Source organism: Cerasibacillus quisquiliarum, from assembly GCF_014202495.1.
Lineage (GTDB): Bacteria > Bacillota > Bacilli > Bacillales > Amphibacillaceae > Cerasibacillus > Cerasibacillus quisquiliarum.
The window spans coordinates 238,138-256,160 of record NZ_JACHHA010000004.1 but is presented as its reverse complement, the minus strand read 5'-3'; the positions used below and the strand labels follow the sequence as shown (position 1 = coordinate 256,160).

General features: G+C 34.0%; 14 protein-coding genes and 2 pseudogenes. 11 read left to right on the top strand and 5 right to left on the bottom strand.

From position 1 onward, the window contains the following. The 5 genes from HNQ35_RS07110 to HNQ35_RS07090 form a co-directional block, all read left to right on the top strand. The coding region (locus HNQ35_RS07110; protein ID WP_183330129.1) for an ATP-binding protein at window positions 1-295 on the top strand (295 nt) is incomplete at its 5' end. A 57-nt stretch (window positions 296-352) separates the two neighbouring features. Then, the gene (locus tag HNQ35_RS07105; protein WP_146936745.1) at window positions 353-844 is read left to right on the top strand and encodes a restriction endonuclease subunit S; all 492 of its coding nucleotides are present in this window, start codon (window positions 353-355) and stop codon (window positions 842-844) included. A 63-nt stretch (window positions 845-907) separates the two neighbouring features. Then, window positions 908-4,159, top strand: a complete 3,252-nt coding sequence (locus HNQ35_RS07100; RefSeq protein WP_146936743.1) for a type I restriction endonuclease subunit R — start codon at window positions 908-910, stop codon at window positions 4,157-4,159. A 153-nt stretch (window positions 4,160-4,312) separates the two neighbouring features. After that, a complete protein-coding gene (locus HNQ35_RS07095) occupies window positions 4,313-5,206 on the top strand; it encodes a hypothetical protein (RefSeq protein WP_146936741.1) in 894 nt (297 codons plus the stop codon). 82 nt (window positions 5,207-5,288) lie between these two features. Beyond that, window positions 5,289-7,424, top strand: coding sequence for a KAP family P-loop NTPase fold protein (locus HNQ35_RS07090; protein ID WP_146936739.1), 2,136 nt, complete (start codon window positions 5,289-5,291; stop codon window positions 7,422-7,424). Between the two features lie 414 nt (window positions 7,425-7,838). Here HNQ35_RS07090 and HNQ35_RS07085 read toward each other — a convergent pair. Continuing rightward, a pseudogene (locus tag HNQ35_RS07085) lies at window positions 7,839-8,054 on the bottom strand (PadR family transcriptional regulator); the annotation flags it as partial. Window positions 8,055-8,777: 723 nt separating this feature from the next. Between HNQ35_RS07085 and HNQ35_RS07080 the strand changes: the two are divergent. Beyond that, complete coding sequence (locus HNQ35_RS07080; RefSeq protein ID WP_146936735.1) at window positions 8,778-9,182, top strand: type II toxin-antitoxin system death-on-curing family toxin; 405 nt, start codon at window positions 8,778-8,780, stop codon at window positions 9,180-9,182. Between the two features lie 151 nt (window positions 9,183-9,333). Here HNQ35_RS07080 and HNQ35_RS14230 read toward each other — a convergent pair. From HNQ35_RS14230 to HNQ35_RS07065, 4 genes and pseudogenes are all read right to left on the bottom strand, one after another. Beyond that, window positions 9,334-9,474 (bottom strand): annotated as a pseudogene (locus HNQ35_RS14230) (ATP-binding protein); the annotation flags it as partial. 265 nt (window positions 9,475-9,739) lie between these two features. Further along, window positions 9,740-9,889, bottom strand: coding sequence for a RagB/SusD family nutrient uptake outer membrane protein (locus tag HNQ35_RS07075; RefSeq protein WP_146936733.1), 150 nt, complete (start codon window positions 9,887-9,889; stop codon window positions 9,740-9,742). Further along, a complete protein-coding gene (locus tag HNQ35_RS07070; protein ID WP_146936731.1) occupies window positions 9,852-10,658 on the bottom strand; it encodes a hypothetical protein in 807 nt (268 codons plus the stop codon). The genes HNQ35_RS07075 and HNQ35_RS07070 overlap by 38 nt, the downstream gene beginning before the upstream one ends. A gap of 866 nt (window positions 10,659-11,524) precedes the next feature. Beyond that, on the bottom strand, window positions 11,525-12,364 hold the full coding sequence (locus HNQ35_RS07065) for a malate synthase (protein ID WP_146936730.1): 840 nt from the start codon (window positions 12,362-12,364) through the stop codon (window positions 11,525-11,527). Window positions 12,365-12,809: 445 nt separating this feature from the next. On the opposite strand from HNQ35_RS07065, the gene HNQ35_RS07060 reads away from it, so the two are divergent. From HNQ35_RS07060 to HNQ35_RS07045, 5 genes are all read left to right on the top strand, one after another. Beyond that, entirely contained in the window at window positions 12,810-13,544 is a 735-nt protein-coding gene (locus tag HNQ35_RS07060; RefSeq protein WP_146936728.1) for an SDR family NAD(P)-dependent oxidoreductase, read from the top strand. Window positions 13,545-13,675: 131 nt separating this feature from the next. Next, window positions 13,676-14,092: a MarR family winged helix-turn-helix transcriptional regulator gene (locus tag HNQ35_RS07055; protein WP_146936726.1), complete on the top strand. Its 417-nt coding sequence runs from the start codon at window positions 13,676-13,678 to the stop codon at window positions 14,090-14,092. A 193-nt stretch (window positions 14,093-14,285) separates the two neighbouring features. Continuing rightward, entirely contained in the window at window positions 14,286-14,510 is a 225-nt protein-coding gene (locus tag HNQ35_RS07050; protein WP_146936723.1) for a YgaP family membrane protein, read from the top strand. 439 nt (window positions 14,511-14,949) lie between these two features. Next, window positions 14,950-15,534: a molybdopterin-dependent oxidoreductase gene (locus HNQ35_RS14630; RefSeq protein ID WP_218026191.1), complete on the top strand. Its 585-nt coding sequence runs from the start codon at window positions 14,950-14,952 to the stop codon at window positions 15,532-15,534. 12 nt (window positions 15,535-15,546) lie between these two features. Next, window positions 15,547-18,021, top strand: coding sequence for a molybdopterin-dependent oxidoreductase (locus HNQ35_RS07045; protein WP_246118063.1), 2,475 nt, complete (start codon window positions 15,547-15,549; stop codon window positions 18,019-18,021). Window positions 18,022-18,023: the final 2 nt, after the last annotated feature.

Sequence of the window (18,023 nt, the reverse complement as noted above, 5' to 3'; positions counted from 1 at the left end):
GCGCATAAGAGATGCCGATTTAGTGGTTATTGATGATTTAATGTTCATGGCAATGAACCAAAGTGAAGCAAACCTATTCTTTCATTTAATCAATGGTTTATATAATACAACTAGTATTGTCCTTACATCAAACAAAGCTCCGAAAGAATGGGGAGAGCTACTGGGTGATCCAGCAATAACAACGGCTATCCTAGATAGAATTATGCATCGTGTTGAGATTATTCATCTTAATGGAGATAGCTATAGAATGAAACATCGAAGTACGATTTTTAGCAATGAAAATGTGTCAATTTAATTAGCGAAAACTGTGTCATTTTACTTGACGGTTACAACTGGCAAAGATGTTTTTTAAATGAAGTGGATAAATGTGTTTGATCTCTTAAAATATAGAAAAAGATTGTTAGAATATAATTGTAGCAGTCAAAAGAGAGAATTGAATATAGGAATAAAAAGGGAAAACCCCAATTTTGTAGAGTGCAGCGATATAAGTGTAAGCTGCGGTCTATTAAAGGTGGTTGTATTGCCCAATTTTTGGATCCTTTGCATTGTCTTTAATGAAGTCCCAACGTGCAGGCACCCAGAAGATGTTTTCGTATGTATATTCATCACGATCTTCTTCAAAACCATCTCCTTCTTCAACCAGCAGCCACAGATCACAGTAAATAACTTAAATAATGCATTAATATTAGTTCCAAGCAAAAAGCTTGAAAATAAATTCACCCAAGTAATTAAAGGTATCTATAAAAAAAGACTTAGAATAAAAGAAGAAAACGACACTTTAATAGAAATAAGAGATGTTCTCCTTCCAAAACTTATGTCCGGTGAAATTCGTGTTTCTCTATAAGATAAAAAGTTATGAAAGATAGCATAAATATAGATGTTGTTAAATAAGAAAGGAGTGAAGTAAATGAGCTACTTAGAAAATTTTACGGAAGATAAGCTTGAGCAAGCTGCAATTGAGATCCTCCAAGAACTTGGCTACGAATATATCTTTGGGCCAGAAATCAGTCCTGATGGGGATAGATCTGAACGCAAAGATTATCGAACAGTCATTCTAGAAGACCGTGTGAAAGATGCTTTATTTAAGAATAACAGGCATTTGCCGCACGAAGCGTTGGAGGAAGCGTTTCGACAAATTATTGCATTTAATAGCCCAAGTCTTGAAGGAAACAACCGATATTTTCACAAATTAATGACCGAAGGAATAGACGTATCGTTTCATAGAGATGGTCAAAATCGTTCCATGAAGGCCTTTTTAATTGATTTTGAAGAACCATCAAATAACGAATTTCTTGTTGTAAATCAATTTACTATTGTTGAAAAAGAAGAGCGTCGCCCAGATTTAGTTTTATTCATTAACGGTATTCCTTTTGTAGTGATTGAGTTAAAATCAGCTACTGATGAAAATGTTAGTATTGATAATGCCTATGCGCAGATTCAAACGTATAAACGTGATATTCCTTCTTTGTTCTATTATAATGCGTTTTGTATCTTATCGGACGGGATTAATGCCAAAGCAGGAACAATTACTGCTAATCAGGAACGCTTTATGAATTGGCGTTCGGTGGATGGAGAAACAATTGAACCTTTGGAAGTGCCTCAATATGAAGTCATGTTGAGAGGCATGCTTTCTAAAGACCGTTTGATTGATATCATTCAAAACTTTATTCTTTTTCAGGAATCTCATGAGGAAGAACGAGATGAAAATGGTAACAAAATTGGGGGTAAAAAGACCATTGCTAAAATAATGGCTGCCTATCATCAATATTTTGCAGTAAAAAAAGCAGTAGAACATACAAAGACTGCAACAAGTGAAAATGGAGATCGCAAAATCGGTGTTATTTGGCACACTCAAGGATCTGGGAAAAGTTTTTCAATGGTGTTCTATACAGGTCAGCTTATAAACCAGTTAAATAACCCAACCATTGTTGTGATTACGGACCGTAATGATTTAGATGATCAGTTATTTAATACATTCGCTAAATCACAAGATATATTAAGACAAGCACCCAAACAAGCCGATGTCAGGAAGCTTAGTGACGAGCAGAAAAGACAACAGGCCAATGAAAAGGCTAAAGAAATAAACGGATTATATGATCTTTTAAATGAGCGAGAATCTGGTGGTATTATCTTTACCACCATTCAAAAATTTAAGCCAGAAGAAGAAGGCGAAATGCCTGTCCTAACAGACCGTAGAAATGTCATCATTATTGCTGATGAAGCTCATCGTAGCCAATATGGATTCTCTGCCAAGACAAACACAAAAACAGGCGATGTGAAATATGGTTATGCAAAATATTTACGTGATGCACTTCCAAACGCCTCTTTTATCGGTTTTACAGGTACGCCGATTGAGTTAGAAGATAAATCTACTCCAGCTGTATTTGGTAATTATATCGACATTTATGATATGACGAGAGCTGTAGAAGATGAAGCAACCGTAAAGATATATTATGAGAATCGTATTATTCGTTTGGAGGCAAATGAAAAAGAATTAGCTAGGATAGATGAAGAATTTGAAGAAATAACGGAGGACCAAGAGGAATCAACACGCGAAAAGTACAAGTCTAAGTGGTCTCGACTTGAAGCCATTGTAGGTTCCCCTAATCGTATGAAGCAATTAGCGAAGGATATCGTTCATCATTATGAAGAGAAAGCAAAGACGATTGATGGAAAAGCTATGGTTGTTTGTATGAGTCGTCGAATCTGTGTAGCTCTTTATAATGAAATTGTAAGTCTACGTCCAGATTGGCATTCCGATGATGATGATAAAGGTAAAATTAAAGTAGTCATGACAGGAAGTGCAGGGGACGAAGACGCATTACAAGCCCATATTGGTGGAAAGAAACGCCGTGATTTACTAGCGAGACGAATGAAAGATAATAGTGATGAATTAAAAATCGTTATTGTCCGTGATATGTGGTTAACAGGCTTTGATGTACCTTCTATGCACACGATGTATATTGACAAGCCAATGCAAGGTCATAATCTAATGCAGGCAATTGCGCGTGTTAACCGTGTATTTAAGGATAAATCAGGTGGAGTCGTTGTTGATTACATTGGTATATTAGAAAGCTTAAAGAAAGCTTTAAATCAATATACAGATAGCGATAAGAAAACAACAGGTATTGATACATCTGCTGCAGTTGCAATTATGAAAGAGAAGTTAGAGATACTTCAAGATATGATGCATGGCTATGACTACTCTGCATATATGGGAACTTCACAAGCTGGACGTATTCGCGCTATTACAGGTGGTATGAATGTAATCTTCGGAAAGAATGAAAAGGAACAAAAAGAATATAAACAGACAGCAACAGAACTAGCGAAAGCTCACTCACTTTGTGCGGCAACAGATGAGGGAAAAGAGGTTGCTCTGGAGGTCAGTTATTTCAAAGCGGTAAAAGCAAGTTTAAACAAACTCCAAGAAAAACAGCCGAAGCGTAAGTCAAAGAAAGAAGTAGAAGCTCGTGTAAGTCAATTACTCGAACGATCAATTATCTCTGAAGAAGCTGTTGATGTTTTCGAAGTAATGGGCTTGAAACATCCTGATGTTTCCATCTTATCAGAGGAATTTTTAGAAGAAGTGCGTTCATACGAACATAAAAACCTAGCCGTTGAAATGCTTAAAAAATTGCTTGAAGGCAATATTAAGACAATGGAAAAACGCAATCTTGTAAAATCCCAAAAATACTCAGAAAAGCTAAAGCAATCATTGAATAAATATAAAAATCAAGCCATTACCAATGCCGAAGTAATGGAAGAATTAATTCAAATGGCTAAAGACATGAAAAAAGCTCGCCAAGAGGAAGAAGAGCTTGGGCTTGATGATGATGAGATTGCATTCTACGACGCTTTAACTTCTGAATCTATTGTAAAAGAGTTAATGGATGATGAGGTATTGCTTAAAATAGCTAATGAGTTAACTCAAGCAATCAGACGTAACATGACGATAGATTGGAATGTCAGAAAAAGCGCTCGCGCTGGAATGAGAAGAATCATTAAGAGACTTCTAAGAAAGTATGACTATCCACCAGATCAAGCAAAAAAAGCATTGGATACAGTAATGCATCAGGCGGAGTTGATGGCGGAACATACGGAAGTAAGGGATTGGGATATACAGCAGGCAGCAGAGTCAAAAGGTGAATATAGATTATAACAACAATGTCAGTCATCTTAAAAAGTTAGTAAAAGGAACTTTAAAAGAATGACTGGCATTTTTGCATGTAGGAGTATATAAGTTTTCATAACCATGAAGACACGAGTGTTAAATTAATTTAAGCAGATTAAACTAAAGGTGGATACGTATTTCATGGATTGGATTGAAGCTATACGCAACGTTTGGGTTTGTTTTGTTAACATATTTAGCGATTATTTTACTATGGGCAATATAATAGGATTAATAGCTATTTTTATTGCTATCAGTACACTAAATTTTAGTAAAAGGTCTTTTATAGTCAAGGACAGCTACGATCCTCTTTTAAGGATTTTGGAAGAGAACAGAGGAATAGGATTATATAACACTGCAAAATATAATATTGACTTTTTGATACAATTAAAAGAATCATATATTTATTCAGCATTTGAAAAGAGAGAAAAGGTACTTATCAACAAAATAATAGAAAATGCTACTCTGATTAACCAGTTTAAGAATAATGCAGATAAAGAAGCTAAAAAGGCTGCAGAAGAAATTTTGTTAGGGGAACTACCAAAATGGAAAAAGGATGAACTTGATTTAATAGAGGTAGAGGTGGAGTTGACTAATGAACTTTATTCTATAATTATAAATGGGACACTAGATATTGCTTATGATATGAGGGATTTGGAAATAATATGTTGGTTAGGTGAAAAGTATAAAACTATACGAAATGAAGAAATAGGTGAGGAGATTTTTTATGAAAAGTCTAAGGGAATACCATTAGCTTATTATCTTCAAAAGACCATTGATAAATCGGAATTGCCCGAAGAGATTAGTCATCTTGATGTATCTACATTCTTTTTGAGTTCTGTAAAAGAAAAAATTAGGGATGAATATAAGAAAAATGTAGAATTTAATATAATTTCAATAAAATCAGATGATTTAACAAAAGATATAAATAAACTAATTTATATTTTAAACGAGAGTGTAAAGAAACTTCTGATTCCGAATTATACTTTTAATAAATACATTAATAGTCTTCTATTTTGGAAAAGAAATAAAAAATAATATTTTTTTCTTAATAGATTTTTGATTATGCTCTAACTGACGATAGCTATTAAAGAAATTAATTAGATAGGGGGAGAAGAAAGTGGAACAAAATTACTCTTCAGATGCACCAATAATTGATCCAAGTCTAGATAAGTTTAATAGATATCCTTTTGCACAAAGGATATCTAGCGTAATATCTCAAAGAAAAGATCCAAGTAGTATTGTAGTAGGGATATATGGAGCTTGGGGAGAAGGGAAAACTTCAGTATTAAATTTTATAGAAAAGGAACTTCAAGATGAGATAGATGTTGTCTGTTTAAGATTTAACCCATGGAGATTTGGAAATGAAGATGAAATGCTAGTGAATTTTTTTTATGATTTAGCAAATGCAATAGATCAAAATATACAAACAGGAAAGGAAAAAGTCGGTGAGTTTTTGGAGAAATATGCAAAACTACCTGCAACTCTTTTAGGTAAGACTGAAATTGCAGAAGGAATAGTATCATTATTTTCAAAAGCTGATGTAGAAGAGTTAAGAGTACGTATTGAAGAGCTGTTAGAGCATGAGAAAAAAAGAATAGTAATTCTTGTAGATGATATTGATAGACTAGAAAAGAAGGAAATACATGCTGTGTTTAGATTGGTGAAATTAACAGCAGACATTAAATACACAGCTTATGTATTAGCTTTTGATAAACACGTTGTATCTTCTGCATTACAAGAAAGATATGGTTCTGATAACGGTGGAACAGGAAATTCATTTTTGGAAAAAATCATTCAAGTTCCACTACATCTCCCTCAAATTGATTTTGAGGATTTAAGAAGCTTTTGCTTCAGAGAAATTGATGAAGTGTTAAAGTTTTCTAAAATTAATTTGTCCAAATCAGAAGTTACACAGTTTGCTAATTATTTTACTAAGGGGATTGAACCACACTTAAAAACACCTAGACAAGCAAAATTATATACGAATATTTTAATGTTCTCTTTACCAATATTAAGGAATGAGGTAAATACTGTTGACTTGATGTTAATTGAAGGAGTTAGAGTTTTTATACCGAAGGTATATTCCTTAATAAGAGATAATAAAGGATTATTCTTAAATGATATCAAAAGCGGGTTTGGTCATAATCATGATGAAAAAGAAAAGGAAAGAAGAAAACAGCAGATAGAAGAGGCTCTAAAAGAGTATTCAAAAGAAGAAAGTAAGCAAATCATAGATTTATTATGTTTTCTATTTCCAAAACTCAATAACATTTTTAACAATGTTCATTATGGAAGCGACTGGGAGCAGGAATGGAGTGAGAAACAACGTATCTGTTCTCCTCAATACTTTCAGAGATATTTCACTTATGCAATCACAAGTAGAGACGTATCCGATCAAGAAATTAATGCTATATTAGAGCTAAGTACTAATTATTCTGTAGATGTTGTGGTTGATAAAATTAAAGAGGTAATGAATAAAAGAAATGCAGAGACATTCATTTCCAAGCTGAGACGTTTAAGCAAAAACTTTACTTCAATACAATCTAAGAATTTAGCACTATCTATATCAAGGTTGGGTAGCATGCTCCCTAACCCGGAACAACTATTTCAATTTATGAATCCATTTGGACAAGGTGCAATGTTTATAGGTGACTGTATAGAAAATTTAGATACAGAAGAAGAAAGATTTAAATTTGCTGAAAAAATAATATATAGTGCTGATTCATTATCGTTTGCCGCTGAATGTTTATTTGGATTCAGAAGAGATACCGAAGAGCATCCAAATCCAAAAGGTTTTTCTAAAGAAGAGTATATGGATTTGGCAGTTAAACTATCTAATAGGATATCTAGAGATTTAAGTGATGAAGGTAGAATAGAAGTAAATAAGCTAAAATCTTTTCCTAGTTTGTTATCTATATGGAACGAATATGGGGAAACTGGTGAAGCCTCAGAGTTTATAAAAAAACAAATAGATGATAATCACGATTTTGTATTTGAATTACTAAATGCATACACACCAACAGCATTTGGGGAATTTGGTTCGAAGAAGTCAAGTCTTGAAAGAGAAAACTACGATTCTATTAAGAGGATTATAGATCCACTAATAATAGTTGAAGCAATTAATAAAGTATATCCCAATTTATCAATAGATGAAAAGTATCCTAGGTTTTTGGAAGGCGTGTCCAGAAATGAGGAATTGTCTAGACAGTTTTTGTGGCTACATAATTATGTACAAAAGGGTAAACAGCATTGAGATTCTCATCTCAATGCTTGTTTTTGCCTCTCAAATAACCACGGGGAACCGTATCATAAATAGAGGCAAAAATTGTTGAAGATAAGGTGGAATTTTACTGTCGGAAGCGGGTATTGAAAAGGTATGTTCATTATCCGTTTCACGATACAATAGGTGAATAAGTGTAAAGGTCCTTGATATGTTAACTTGCGAAAAATCAAAATCTAATACAATATTATAAACTGTTCGAGAACGATTCTTCAGTTGCTTAATAGAAATTCTATCAATTAACAATTGGAGTAATTGCTTTTTATTTTCCCTTGAAGATTCTTTGTTCATGGAGTTCATCGATACTTAACTTTTGATCTTCAGCTACTACTAGGTGAATGTAGGAGTGTAGTTCATTACATGGACTTCTGTCTTCTGACAACATTTTTACATCTCCCCTTTTTTGAGAACTTTATTGACTGAATGACTTAGATGCTCCCAACGCTTGGTGAAATTAATGAGTTCTTGCTCACCTTTTTCCGTAATTGAATAATACTTTCTTTTTGGACCAGCTGTAGACTTTTTCAAGGTTGAACTTAATAAATTTTCTTTTTCCATTCGAATCAATAACGGATAAACTGTACCTTCACTAAACGAATGAAATCACTATCGTTTGTCCAAATGAATACGAAAGGAGCTGTTAAAATAGCTCATAGACATGATTTTTATTGCCTGCAAGGAAACCGAATTCCACATGATTATCCGATTTAATGTTATGTAGATATTAAATTTTAAAAATGGACTTTCCACATATCATCCGAATTTCCTATTTTTTACATGCTATTACAGAAAAAAGGCAGTAGTATCCACCCGAATCGCAATTCTTCATTTGTTTTTTAGCATAGAAATACCCAATCTTTAAAAAAGGGTTTAAAAATTTTATGCTGCTCTTCGTAGATATACACGAAGACTCCCGCGGGACAGCGCGAGCCGAAAATCACCCGAAACACATAGAGTTTCGGGAAGTTGAGGCCGTGCCGACAGGAAAGCGAAGTGTATATCAATTACGGAAGCAGTCAGGAACTTGTATTAAAAAAGAGTATTTAATAGTTTAATAATATTACCCATAAATACTTGACTCAAACTTTGGAATATACTTAAGTACCAAATATCTTATAAGTATGTTATAATTTACATACTAAAAAGACACACTATTACATAAACTATCCAAAAGGAAGTGGTAACAGTGTGTGATAAGGAGGAGAAAGAGATGGGGGCAATTAAAAAAGAAAATGTAGAGAAGTTACGTGAAGATCTCATCCTTTCCTTGGTGAAAAAAGCATGCGATAAGAACGATAAGGCACTCAAAAAATTAAGTGAATAAAAATGTATGAGTATTTACAGCCCAAAGACGTATTGATGATACATGAATATTCAATTAATAGATATGGTGGATTACTAGGGTTAAATCCTAAAGAAGGAATGCATTGTGTAGAAGCTAAGTGCTATCTACCTCAGCAGAGCTTTGAGGGAATAGAACATTATCCTTCAATAGAAGAAAAAGCAGCTGCATATATGTATTATTTTACAATTGGCCATTGTTTTGTAGATGGAAATAAACGTGTTGGCTACTTAACTGCGAGTACATTTTTAAACTTAAATGGATATGAATTCATATTGAGTGATGAAGAATTATATAGCATGAGTATGTCGATTAGTGATAATGAAAAAAGACCCACATTCAACAGGGTCGTTGACTGGGTTAGAAAACATATTCAAAAAACGACCTAATAATTGTATAGATATTGTTATAATCTCAAAAAGCTGTGTTGTAAAAATGATGAACATGGCTTTTTATTTATTCTATTTTAGTAATCTTATCATTGTGTAACCGTCAAGTAAAATTGAACACTTTTTGCTCATTAATTTTGAACATTTTCGATTAAAATATAGAATTCCTATATTTAATTCGGTGGCTTTCACCATTTAGGTGAATAACTTCCGACCGATGTAAAAGACAATCTAGGATAGCTGTGGTGATTCCCTGATCACCAAGCAACTCTCCCCAATCCTCAGGACCTTCTTCTAAGAATTTCTCTCCCGATTGAAGTAACGGAATGTATCTTTTAAAATTAGAAAAGTGATAGAAAGAAAAACGATTCATGACCTCGTGTAAATAACGTCTGTTAATGGAAACCGCAACATTGTAGTTGTCAGCCACTTCGACTGTTTCATTGTAGTAAATTCTATCATGCTTCCACACATCTGTTCGTTAAAATGCAGGTTTTACTTTCACATCAAGTAGTGGATTTTTCTTATCTTCTCCCAACCTTTGTTCTCTTCTTCTGTTAATCTATCGGATCTTGTACCTCTTTTCCCTCAAAGACAGCACGTTGCTGTTCAACTGCTTTTAGTAAGTTTTCATCTTTTGTGTCAATCGCATTTAAATAATCAAACGCTTCATCTAACTGATTGGTACGATATAATGCAGTAGACATACGCATTAGACGCTTCTTGGGTTTTTGGTTGGTTTTTAAGGTTTGATAGGTTCTCGAGTAACTGGTAAGCATCATCTGTTTCACGATATGTATTCATAACGGCATTGAACTCTTTCGTAAATGGCCTCTCTTTTCTATTCGTCAGATAAAGAACAGCGAACATAAATACTACAAAATGCAGGATACCAGTGCCAATAATGATTATTAAGAATAATAAGAAACTGTCTTTAATATATTTAAATCCAAAATTTAAAGCAAACCCTAAAAAAATGATCAAGGTTGTGACATAGAAAAAACTAAGAATGCGCTTTTCTTTTTTACTTTTCTTTAAGATTTCATTATCCATGTCTCGTAGATTCTGGTCATGAAGTTTATCTACTATTATTTTGATGTTCTCGTGTTGATTTGGTAAATGCTTCGTGTTCCGCTTTTGGACTCGAATGACATAGTTTTTACCGTCAAAGAACTGGAAGGTCAACTTATAAAAAAGCATGCCTTCTTTCACTTTAATGCCTTGTATATTAGCAAACTTAAAGTACTGATAACCAATCGCTTTATCAACTTTAAAGTGATGCATTAAAATGACGAGTAATCCATTTTCATCAGCCTCTATGACACAGCCTTTCAATGTGTTTTCCCCGTCTATTTTGATAATTTGTCCGAGCGCAATGTGCTCAAGGCCAAATTTTGTTATTTCTTCAGGTGCATCAGGGAAAACCTGTTCAAAAATAGTTTTTCTTAAATCCGCTTCTCGGTAAACAAATTTCAATTGAACCTCTCCTTTTTGAAGTGCTCAGACTGATTTGCTTATATTATCAGTAGGTTTCCACATCCAGTCTTTGGATTTCATCAAAGCAACTTGTAAACTTATTTATATAATTTGTCGATAAATAACCATTTCCAGACATTCCAGCATTGGCATCTTCATACTTACCAGTAAAGGAACCATCGCTAGTAAGCTTTATTTCTATACTCCATGCCCCTAAATCACTGGAAAATATTTGATACATAGGACCTTCAAATTTATCAGGGTCTATTAAGCTATCTTTACGTTTTCGATCGATTCATTTTAATGTATTTATTCATTTTTCGCACTCTTTTTTTATAAATCGAACATAAACTTACGCAACAAAATAGCCTTATACTGAATTGGCACCTTTTCTTAAAGGATATTTTATCATAAATTTTTAATGAATAAGATCCTTCACACTATTTTAAAAAATATTCGTTCAATCGCTAACTATTACAAAATAGAATCAACCGTAGCAAATTCTAAAGTTATTAGTGAGCACTTGTAATATCGCTAGTTCTACTTTTAACGTTACATGTTTATTTCACTTCTTGGTGCATTCATGGAGTGTGAAGGAGCTCAAATAATTGAACGGGTACACAATGGTATGAAAATGAGGGCTGTTATTGGTAAGTGGAATAGAGGGATAATGTTAGTTTATGATTTTGTTGGTAGTACGGCTATCCTGTCTATAGAGCTGAAAAAGTTACTCCCTACAAATTTTACACAAAAAATATAATCCCCCTTTTAATGATTGGGGATTATTTAGTCGTGTATCTTCAGTTAATAAAAAACGAACGCTTACCTTCGTTCCTTTTAATGTGAGAGTCACTATATGTTACTTATTATTGTTTTAAAGCACCGCATGCTTTAGGGATATGATTTATATCGAGGAGGTTCATTTTCAAGAAGTATTCTAGAAAGCTTTTAACTTGTTTTCTTTCTTCTTCATCTGTTTTTAATGCCATAATATCTTTTAGAATTTGTGCGGTCCAAACGTTATCGAAATAACGATATTTACCAGAATTCCAAGATGTTCGATGAGGATAGTTCTTGTTTTTATAATAATTCCAGAAAAGCATTTTCTCTGCTTCTTGTTCCGTAAGCTTGATTCTATAATATGCATGAGCTGGAACCATTCCATCTTCACTAAGATTTCCAGCGAATGTTTCCTTTACCATGTATAGACCAATAATTTGTCTATCTGTCTCTGCTTGATTTTCTTCTCTAACCGTTAGAAGAGCTGCACTATTTGGGCGCAATCGAGCCGCTCGATTAGGTTGACCTTTATTTGGTCCACTCTTTATCTTACCGGTAGATACTTGCCAATCTGTAAAGACACTCTGTTGCTCATTTTCATCTAACCAAAAGACGATTTGTGAACTTTCATGAATTTTATGGTTCTTTAATTGTTTGATACGCTGTAGCTCAAGTGTCTTTTGTTTCTTTTTCTCTTCACGTTTCTTTTCGACTGCTTTCTGTTCCGTTTCTTTCTTTGAAATGATTTTTTTTAAGGACTTTGCAGTATCTTTATCCTTTAGTGAAATAAAAGTTCCAATAGCATCGGGATAAACGAATCTTTTAATATCTTCATTGAAGTCAACGGTGATGATAGATTCATCTTGACCTACTATCTTTCCGTTACCAAAGACTTTATGGGTTACTTTTTCATTAAGTAAATTCATTAAATGACTCTCCTTTAAATTGTAGGTTTTATGTTTAGGTTGATTGTTTCTAAATAAACTTGTATGAGATGAAATCATAGTACGGTGAGATGTAAAAATTAAAAAACGCATCTAAATTCTGTATAGAAGAAGATGCTTTGTTCGAAAAATTAAATATAACTTTAAAATCATTATACTTACATAATATCATATTAATTAAAAAATGTCAATTTTTTTATTGACATTTCAAGAATATATAGTGTATAATGTAATGTTATTTTAATTAATTACCTTGGATTCCCAAAATAGGCAGATGTTTTGCATGATAATTTGAAACGCCGTATAATTAGATTTGAAATAGTTAGATGTCTAACTGTTTTGCTTCAGTCATATTTTTTAATGAAAATTGTGATTATGGGAATTAATATAATTAACATAAATCACTAAATAAAAGGAGCGATTTTTTATGGGTAAATTAGACGGTAAAGTTGCAATTATAACAGGGGGAGCTTCTGGAATCGGAGAAGGCATGGTAGAACTATTCTCGGAAGAAGGAGCGACTGTCATAGCAGCAGATATTAATGAAGATGCTTTAAGTAAAGTTAGCGAAAAAGAAAACGTTTATGGCATGAAATTGGATGTTTCCTCAGATGAGAATTGGAAAAAATTTGCAAGAGAAGTAAAGGAAAAGTTTGGCTCTATTGATATTTTAGTGAATAATGCTGGTGTTTCTTCAGAAAAACCTTATACAGAAATTGATAAGGAAGATTGGGATTTCATGATGTCGATTAATGGGTTCGGTCCATTTGCGGGAATGAAGCATGTTGCACCTATTATGGCAGAACAAGGAAAAGGTTCTATTGTTAACATTTCATCATATACAGCACAAATAGGGCAAGGGTTTAACCATTATTCAGCTTCAAAAGGCGCTGTTCGTGCTATATCTAAAGCGGCAGCGACTCAATTTGGTCGTCAAGGAGTCCGTGTAAACGCACTATTTCCAGGGATTATTGAAACACCGATGACAAAATCTTTAAATACATCGAAAGAACTGTTAGAACGTCTCATACAAGCAACACCTTTACAACGATTAGGCCAACCAAAAGATATAGCAAATGCTGCCTTATTTTTAGCATCAGATGATTCTAGTTACATTACAGGTGCTGAAATCATTATTGACGGTGGATTTTCTGCCCAATAAATAGAGTATGAAGTTAAAGCATTTCTTATTATTCGGGAACTAGAGAATAATAACTGTGCTTTGACTTCTTTTTATATATTTTGAATCACTTCATCACGAACCACCAACTATAAACATCAAGGAGGGTGGAGATGAAAGAGCAAACTGTTTTTGAAATTTTACATAATATGGATAAATTCACGAATGGATTAATTATTAAATGGAATAAAATGTTTAATGAGAATTTAGGTATATCTCATGTTTTAACACTTGGATATTTAAATAAAAATCGCAAAGCCCGTCCATCGGAAATTGCAAAAGAACTTGGTCTTACTCCTCCAACAGTAACACATTTACTTGAAAAGTTAGTTAATCGACAATTAGTTGTACGTCTATTTGATGAGAATGATCGTCGAATTGTTTTACTAGATATTACAGACAAAGGAAAAGAACTATTGCATCGTGCTCATGCGGAAGGTCAACGATTACGAAAAGAAATGTTTGAGAAATTAACGAGTGAAGAAAAACAGCAATTATTGCACATTTTTCAGAAGTTAAATGAATCATAAAAATAAACCTTATAGAACTGTCGATCATTTCTTATCTACGAGATTGTGCATTTAAAACTGATCAAGGTTATTTAAATCCTTTTATATCCACTATCCTATGTATTAACATAAAACGAATGATGTAAAAAGAATACATAATCTTTGTATTTTTAATTATAAATATATATGATTAAATACGAATGGGGGTACTCGTATGTTTGTAGTGAATGGTAAATATTCGATCATTCGTTTTATGGCTGGTTTTTTTGTATTAAGTAGTGTAATCTTAAGTCAAGTTCATCATCCATACTGGCTGTTCTTCACTGGCTTCGTTGGTTTTATGCTTATGTTTTCTTCTTTAACTGGCTTTTGTCCAATGGAAATCATTCTAAAAGCATTAGGCGTTAAAGAGAAAGCGATTTGTGATATAAAAAAATAATAATAAAGTCATGAAGATATTATTTGAGTGCCATAAATGAATAAAAAGATTAATAAAACACTTTCAAACTTGTTTTGAAGGTGTTTTTTATATTTATGTTAATGACATAAAATCATCGTAAATTTAGTATATTCTATACGCCTTTACAATAAATCCCCAAAACATTTACACCATTAACAAAGTGAAAACAGTGTAATCGTCAGAATATATTGAAAACTAAGCTTGTCACATGATATAATTCTATATTAAAGGGGATCTATTATGATATTGTCGCTATGACAACTCTTTATCCCTTTGTACTAGATTCATAATGGTCATTTTATTAAATATTATTGGTTATTTCCTAGTTCAAGAGAATAAAGAGAAAATAAATATAATAAATAGATTCTCTTGGGAAATATATGAGTTAAGATTCAGAAGGATTTGGAGGAGAAGTATCATGGCAAAACTTTCAAGGCGATCTTTTATGAAGTTTACAGCAGCCTCGATAGCAGCTGCAGCACTAGCCGATAAGCAGAAAGTTCATGCTGAGAAGGGTGATGTTGACAAAGCCTTTCCAATGATGACAGCAGGAGCATCGACAGCTTACGGTTTGTGTCACTTCTGTTCAGTGGGCTGTGGACTTGAGGTAAAAATTAAAGATAATAAGGTCATTTCAACAGAAGGGCATCCTGATCACCCAATTAATGAAGGTTCATTGTGTCCAAAAGGCCGTTCCATGAAGGAAATGGTGAATTCTGATCAACGTGTCACACATCCGTTAATTAGAAAGCCTGGAAGTGACAAATGGGAACCTATTTCATGGGATGAGGCATTTGGAAAGATTGCATCTAAAATAAAAGAAGTACGTGAAGAAACTTTCACTAAAACGGTCGATATTGATGGAGAGAAAGTAACCGTAAATCGTACAGATGGCATTTTTAGCATGGGAAGTGCGGAAATTGATAATGAAGAAGCCTATCTGTTTACAAAATTTAATCGTGCGGTAGGTATTCATAATTTTACGCATCAAGCTGAGATATGACACGCTCCTACGGTGGCTAGTTTAGCCCCTTCATTTGGTAGTGGAGCAATGACAAACAACTTTAATGATATGAAAAATGCGAATGTCATTTTAATTGCGGGTAATAATACAGCAGAATGTCACCCATTAGCTATGCGCTGGGTTTTAAAAGCTCAGAAAAAAGGCGCTAAAATAATCGTTGTTGACCCACGATTTAATCGGACAGCTAAAGTAGCAGACATTTATGCACCCGTACGTCCAGGAACAGACATTGCATATTTAAGTGCAATTGTTAAATATATCTTGGACAATAAGCTATATGATGAGACGTATGTTCGTGAAAATACGAACGCATTATATAAAGTGAACCCTGACTTTAAATTTCATGATGGTCTATTCTCAGGATTTGATGGTAAGGGTTCATATGATAAAGAAACTTGGACTTATCAACTAGATGCTAATGGTCTACCAATACAGGCGAAATCATTAGATGATCCAGACTGTGTTTTCATGAAGTTAAAAGAACACTTCAAAGACTACACATTTGAAAAAGCAAGTGAAATTACAGGTATGCCAGTTGATAAAATGAAACTTGTTGCTGAAACATTTACTAAAAATAGACCAGGGACGATTTTATATGCATTAGGTATGACACAGAAATCTGTCGGTACACAGGGAATACGTATGTATGCCATTATTCAATTACTTCTTGGAAATATGGGTATGCCTGGCGGTGGTATTAACGCTAACCGTGGAGAGCCTAACGTTCAAGGTTCAACAGACTTGGCTCTGATGGCACATATTTTACCAGGATATACGCCGATTCCAACCGATGCCCAACCAACATTAAATGACTATATTCAAGCATTTGGTGTGGCTAACGGGAAGAAGCTCATCTCTATATTAAAGGCGTGGTTTGGAGACAAAGCAACACCAGAAAATGAATTTGGTTATCATAATATACCTAAGCGTGACTCTAAACTTTCTAATCCCACTTATATACCAATTTTTGAAAAGTTAAATCAAGACGCATTTAAAATGGGGATTATCTTTGGGCAAAACCCAGTCGTAAGTACTCCGATTTTAGACATGGCTTTAGCTGGTTTAAGTAAATTAGATATGTTAGTTGTGTCTGAAGTTTTTGAAACGGAGACGACATCGTTCTGGTTACATCCAGACTTAAATCCAAAGGACATTAAAACTGAAGTCATCTTACTTCCAGCAGCTGTATCATTTGAAAAAGATGGAACAATGACAAACTCTTCACGCTGGATTCAAGGTAAAAAAGCTGTCGTACCAGCAAAAGGTGAATCAATGCCAGATGGTGATATGATTTATGAAATTGTGAAGAGACTTAAAAAATCTTATGTAAATAGTAATGATCCTAAAGATAGAGCGATTCTTGATTTAACATGGGATTATCCAGTTCTAGATCATGGTATTGATATGGAAGCAGTTCTTAAAGAAATGAACGGTTATAACTTAAAAACTGGCAAGTTATTGAACTCTGGTTCTGATATTCAAAATATGGAACCGGGAGAAATATCTTCAGGAGTTGCGGGGCTTTATACAGGTGTCATCACTGAAAAGGGCAACAACTCATTACGTCGAGATAATACTGACCCGAGTGGTCTAGGTGTTCACCCTAATTGGACATTTTCTTGGCCTAATAATACACGTATATTATGGAATCGTGGTTCCGCAGATAAAAATGGTAAGCCACGTGATAAAAACCGTGCTATTGTATCGTGGAACGGGAAAAAATGGGTTGGAGCAGATGTCTTACATGTAGCAGCGAAGGATAAGGCACCTCAAACGCCAGAAGGTAGTAAAATCTTTTCTAATGCTGAAGGAAAAGGGGCGCTATTCCGTGGTCCATTTACGATGCCACAACAAGAAGCACCTGATATTAAGTTAAAACCCGGCTATGATCCAAACGTGTTTAAAGTAGCACCAAAGGGTAAAGAAAGTGGTATTGGTGATGGTCCACTTCCAGCGCATTATGAACCGTTAGAGTCACCGGTTAAGAATCAAATGTTTAGCCAGCAGTCTAATCCGACTGCAGCTCCGGTACAATTACCTGAGTTCCAAAAATATGGAAAAGCAAAAGATTATCCATATATACTAACGACTTATATGGTGACAGAACAATTTCTCTCTGGTGCGGTGACACGTAATACACCACAATTAAATGAATTAATGCCATCTAACTTTGCAGAAATTAGTAAAAACTTAGCTAAAAAGTTAGGCGTCAAGTCGGGAGATCCAGTCGAAATCTCAACTGCTCGTGGTGCTGTGACGATTGAAGCGATGGTAACAGATCGTATGCAACCATTTATAGTTGGCGGCAAAGAAGTGGAAGTTATCGGTGTACCATGGGGTTGGGGCTTTAAAGGTTTAGTACAGGGAGAATCGATTAACCATGTGACAAATTCTGGTTATGAGCCGAATACTGGTACCCCTGAATATAAAGCATGCGCATGTAATGTAACGAAGGGGGAGAAGTAATA

Coding starts and splice junctions, on each gene's coding strand:
- HNQ35_RS07105 (WP_146936745.1), top strand. CDS start 353: ATGAAGTGGATAAATGTGTTTGATCTCTTAAAATATAGAAAAAGATTG.
- HNQ35_RS07100 (WP_146936743.1), top strand. CDS start 908: ATGAGCTACTTAGAAAATTTTACGGAAGATAAGCTTGAGCAAGCTGCA.
- HNQ35_RS07095 (WP_146936741.1), top strand. CDS start 4,313: ATGGATTGGATTGAAGCTATACGCAACGTTTGGGTTTGTTTTGTTAAC.
- HNQ35_RS07080 (WP_146936735.1), top strand. CDS start 8,778: ATGTATGAGTATTTACAGCCCAAAGACGTATTGATGATACATGAATAT.
- HNQ35_RS07075 (WP_146936733.1), bottom strand. CDS start 9,889: ATGTCTACTGCATTATATCGTACCAATCAGTTAGATGAAGCGTTTGAT.
- HNQ35_RS07065 (WP_146936730.1), bottom strand. CDS start 12,364: ATGAATTTACTTAATGAAAAAGTAACCCATAAAGTCTTTGGTAACGGA.
- HNQ35_RS07060 (WP_146936728.1), top strand. CDS start 12,810: ATGGGTAAATTAGACGGTAAAGTTGCAATTATAACAGGGGGAGCTTCT.
- HNQ35_RS07055 (WP_146936726.1), top strand. CDS start 13,676: ATGAAAGAGCAAACTGTTTTTGAAATTTTACATAATATGGATAAATTC.
- HNQ35_RS07050 (WP_146936723.1), top strand. CDS start 14,286: ATGTTTGTAGTGAATGGTAAATATTCGATCATTCGTTTTATGGCTGGT.
- HNQ35_RS14630 (WP_218026191.1), top strand. CDS start 14,950: ATGGCAAAACTTTCAAGGCGATCTTTTATGAAGTTTACAGCAGCCTCG.